This window comes from Bacillus sp. LL01 (assembly GCF_001037965.1).
In genome coordinates, this window is sequence record NZ_LFEL01000145.1 from 1 (window position 1) to 4,733 (window position 4,733).

Annotated in this window: 6 protein-coding genes and 1 other annotated feature; all 6 genes read right to left on the reverse strand. The window is 39.7% G+C overall.

The genetic code is table 11. From position 1 onward, the window contains the following. A partial coding sequence (locus AB685_RS26575; protein ID WP_047973603.1) for an ATP phosphoribosyltransferase regulatory subunit occupies positions 1–482 on the reverse strand: 482 nt, incomplete at its 3' end. A 70-nt stretch (positions 483–552) separates the two neighbouring features. Continuing rightward, positions 553–784, reverse strand: a binding site (T-box leader). 59 nt (positions 785–843) lie between these two features. Next, a complete protein-coding gene (locus AB685_RS31875) occupies positions 844–1,008 on the reverse strand; it encodes a hypothetical protein (protein ID WP_198530601.1) in 165 nt (54 codons plus the stop codon). 128 nt (positions 1,009–1,136) lie between these two features. Next, complete coding sequence (dtd, locus tag AB685_RS26580) at positions 1,137–1,577, reverse strand: D-aminoacyl-tRNA deacylase (RefSeq protein WP_047973604.1); 441 nt, start codon at positions 1,575–1,577, stop codon at positions 1,137–1,139. 20 nt (positions 1,578–1,597) lie between these two features. After that, complete coding sequence (locus tag AB685_RS26585; protein ID WP_047973605.1) at positions 1,598–3,781, reverse strand: bifunctional (p)ppGpp synthetase/guanosine-3',5'-bis(diphosphate) 3'-pyrophosphohydrolase; 2,184 nt, start codon at positions 3,779–3,781, stop codon at positions 1,598–1,600. A 191-nt stretch (positions 3,782–3,972) separates the two neighbouring features. Continuing rightward, positions 3,973–4,488, reverse strand: coding sequence for an adenine phosphoribosyltransferase (locus AB685_RS26590; RefSeq protein WP_047973606.1), 516 nt, complete (start codon positions 4,486–4,488; stop codon positions 3,973–3,975). Positions 4,489–4,490: 2 nt separating this feature from the next. Beyond that, positions 4,491–4,733 (reverse strand): single-stranded-DNA-specific exonuclease C-terminal domain-containing protein (locus AB685_RS26595; RefSeq protein ID WP_198530600.1); only part of this gene is annotated, 243 nt, incomplete at its 5' end.

A 4,733-nucleotide genomic window follows, 5' to 3' on the forward strand; every position in this document is an offset into this window, starting at 1 on the left:
TTGATATCAGTTAAGCCAAGCTCATAATAAATGCTCATTACTAAGGCCAACACTTCTGCATCAATGGCTGGGTCTTTACTGCCCAATGCCTCAACGCCAAATTGAACGAATTGACGCATGCGACCTGCTTGAGGACGCTCATAACGGAACATGGGTCCTGTATAGAAAAGCTTTGTCGGTTGACTTGCTTCACCATATAGTTTATTTCCAACGAATGAACGCACAACACCAGCCGTTCCTTYAGGACGTAGCGTTAAGCTTCTTTCACCGCGATCAGTGAATGTGTACATTTCCTTTTGGACGATATCCGTTGTTTCCCCTACGCCACGCGCGAACACTTCTGTATGCTCAAAAATAGGAGTGCGAATTTCTTTGTAATTGTAACGACTGCATATTTCTTTTGATTTTTGTTCAATGTATTGCCAGATTTCAATTTCACCTGGTAATAAATCTTGTGTACCGCGTGGGATTTGAATACTCATCACTGTTCCTCCTGCTTGTTTACTCGGTCTTTTATCCACACAAAAAACTCCCGCCTCTGATGTTTAATACATCAGGGACGAGAGTTATATACCCGTGGTGCCACCCTAATTGAAGCCTAAATTACGACTTCCACTTTTCAACAGTTAACGCCTGCATACGTCATCTCCTACTTATATACATGTTCAGAGWAGATCCTCAAAGGTGTTCATTCATCAAGACAAATTTGGAGGGCTCTCAGCCACGACCTCTCCTCTCTGATTAACTTGCTACCTTGATTACTATGCCCCGTCACCGGAATAATGTAAATTTGTAATTGGTTTGTTTACTACTATACGAATGAAACCTATCTCTGTCAATAGGCTAATTTCGACCTAGCTTTTGCTTTAATGTGCGAACATCGCGTAAAGACAACCCAAATTCTGAAGCCAGTTCTAGATTTGAATTAGCTTGTTCTTTCTCAACAAAGCTATGAAAATCAACATGAAACATTTGGTCTGACTGTTGATGCAGTGATACTTGCCGCATGCTAGAGCGCATATAAAATCGTCCTTCCTCATTTTATCTACTTCTAGCATGACCCAATTTCATCAAAAACTTTCAAGAAATGATGATTTTGTTTTTACGTTTCACAAAATCAGTCGGCTCYACTTTTCTTATTTTGAGTCTACTATCAGTGTGACTGGTCCATCATTAATTAATGATACGTCCATCAWCGCACCAAAGGTTCCTGTTTCAACATGAATACCTTTATCACGTAACACTTGATTAAAGTACTCATAGCGTTCGTTTGCAATATCAGGCTTCGCTGCATTCATGAAGTTCGGGCGACGCCCTTTTTTACAATCACCGTACAAGGTGAATTGAGAGATCGACAAGATGTCTTTGCCCACGTCTAGAAGGGAATGATTCATCTTCCCTTCCTCGTCTTCAAAAATACGAAGGTTGATGACTTTATCAGCCACATACTCCATATCTTCATTTGTATCTTCATGCGTGATTCCAACAAGTAATACTAGTCCAGCATCAATTTTGCCAACTACTTCTTCATCAACTGTTACGGACGCTTCTTTTGATCGTTGCAACACAACTCGCACTACCCACACCTCAACTTCAATTAATGCATAATTCGACGTACTGAATAAATATCTTGTAAATGTTTGATCTTCTCCACCACTTTAYGAAGGTGATCAATATTTTGAATTAAGATAGTCATATTAATCGTTGCTACTTTGTTACGGTGATCACTTTTACCAGAGACCGCATTGATCATCGTTCTTGATTCTGTTACTGCTTGTAACACTTCATTCAATAAGCCATTGCGGTCATATCCACTGATTTCGATATCGACATTGTATGACTTCGATTGCTGATGACTACCTTCCCATTCAACAGGAAGGAGACGTGTTTTCGCCTCTTCTGTATTCACATTGGCACAATCTGCACGATGAATGGAGACGCCTCGACCTTTTGTAATGTAGCCGATAATGTCATCACCAGGTACAGGTGTACAACAACGAGAAAGACGGATCAATAAATTATCGACACCTTTTACACGGACTCCTGAGCTTGTCTTCTTTTTCGGTGTAAAGGATGGGATCTCAGAAATCGCTTTAGCCAAAGATTGCTCTTCTTGCTCTTGGTCGAGCTGTTTACGAAGCTTCTCGGTCATTCGGTTCACAATTTGCTTTGCACTAATGCCACCATAACCAGCTGCCGCAAACATGTCTTCCTCACCAGCAAAGCTAAATTTATTTGCTACTTCTTGAATGTTTTCAGCCGTTAATACTTCTTTTGGTTCAAATTCAAGTGCACGAATTTCTTTTTCAACGATCTCGCGCCCTTTTTCAATATTCTCTTCGCGACGTTCTTTTTTGAACCATTGCTTAATTTTATTTTTGGCATGTGAAGATTGGGTAATCTTCAACCAGTCTTGACTCGGCCCATAGGAGTGTTTTGAAGTCATCACCTCAATAATGTCTCCTGTTTTCAGTTCATGGTCGAGCGGAACCATTTTTCCATTCACCTTCGCACCAATACAGCGATTTCCGATTTCACTATGAATACGGTAAGCAAAGTCTAGCGGAACCGATCCACGTGGGAGATCTAGAACGTCACCTTTTGGCGTAAAGACAAAGACCATATCACTGAACAGATCCATTTTTAAAGATTCCATAAATTCCTGTGCATCATTGGTCTCATTTTGAGATTCAATAATGTCGCGGAACCATGTAAGCTTGTCTTCAAATGAGTCTTTAGAAGAACCAGATTTACCCTCTTTGTATGCCCAGTGTGCAGCAACCCCGAATTCAGCTACTCGATGCATTTCTTCTGTACGAATCTGAACCTCTAGTGGATCACCAAATGGTCCGACAACCGTCGTATGAAGGGATTGATACATATTCGCCTTAGGCATCGCAATATAGTCTTTAAAGCRACCAGGCATTGGCTTCCAGCACGTATGAATCACACCTAAAACGGCATAACAGTCTTTAATGTTTCTGACAATAATCCGAACAGCTAATAGATCATAAATTTCATTAAACTGCTTGTTTTGGAGGACCATTTTGCGATAAATGCTGTAAATGTGCTTCGGCCTACCGTTTAGTTCAGCCCTAACATTCACATCTGTTAAATGTTCATTAATCGTATCCATTACTTGCGATAGATACTCTTCGCGCTCAGCACGTTTACGTTTCATTAGGTTAACAATTCGATAATATTGCTGCGGATCTAAATACCTGAGAGCTGTATCCTCAAGTTCCCACTTAATCGTTGAAATACCTAGTCTATGAGCAAGTGGTGCAAAAATTTCGAGTGTTTCGTTTGAAGTGATGCGTTGTTTTTCTGGCGGCATGTATTTTAATGTACGCATATTGTGAAGACGGTCGGCTAGCTTAATTAAAATCACTCSGATATCTTTTGCCATCGCAACTAACATCTTACGGTGATTCTCTGCTTGCTGTTCTTCTTTTGATTTGTATTTAAATTTCTTTAATTTCGTTACACCATCCACAAGCATCGCGACTTGATCATTGAATTCAGCTTCAATTTCTTCTACGGTTACATCTGTATCCTCTACAACATCATGTAAAAATGCTGCGGCCACAGTGTTTGGATCAAGCTCAAGTTCTACAATAATCCCGGCAACTTGAATTGGATGCAAAATATATGGTTCACCAGACTTGCGGTACTGGCCAGTATGAGATTTTTCAGCGTATTCATACGCCTTACGTAAAAAAGCAATGTCATCCTCACTAAGATATTGACTTGCTTTTTCTAACACTTGATCTATGGTCATGAAATCACCTATTCACGATTCGATTTCTTCTTATTATCGTTAAGTTTCCACACGATGTAAAGAGATAAAGGCGAAAAATGTCGAGGAAGCATTGAAAATAATTTCCAACGCCCTCCCTTTTTTTCATTTTTCTTAACTAAATAGTAGAAAAGAGCACTCATAATTTATGAGTACTCTGTTATTCTAGTCGTTTATTTATACGTCATTAGTGAGAAGAGCTCATATTCATCAAGACGGTCACGACCAGCTAGGTAGTCTAGTTCAATCATGAATGCAATTCCTACAACAATGCCGCCAAGTTCTTCTACCATTTTAATTGTTGCTTCAATCGTTCCACCAGTTGCAAGTAGGTCATCAGCAATTAAAACACGTTGCCCTTTTGTGATCGCATCGCGGTGGATTGTTAAACTATCTTTTCCATACTCTAAGCCATAGTCAACTGAAATGACTTCACGTGGTAGTTTTCCAGCTTTACGAACAGGTACAAATCCAGTTCCTAGTGAGTAAGCAATTGGACAACCAACAACAAATCCGCGCGCTTCTGGTCCGACAACAAGATCAACTGCCTTGTCTTTTGCAAATTCAGCCATCTCATCGATTGCTGCTTTGTAAGCCGCACCATCTTGCATTAACGTCGTAATGTCCTTAAAACGAATGCCTTCTTTAGGGTAGTTTTCTACAATTGTAATATACTGTTTAAAATCCATCTTTACACCGTCTCCTTGATCTGTCGTTCATCTATTTCAGTCGGAAGAATTACGCGGTTGAACCATTGCTTTAATTCTTCATAGGAAGAATAAACGAATTGATTTTCTATTTTTGCTTGTTCTTGTTTTCGTAAATAACTTTTAGATTCATCTAACCCTTTTTTCTCAGGTGAATCACTAAGCGCGAGAATACCATTGTCTATTGTAACAAAACCGAGCTCTAAAAACACCTGTGACATGAAATC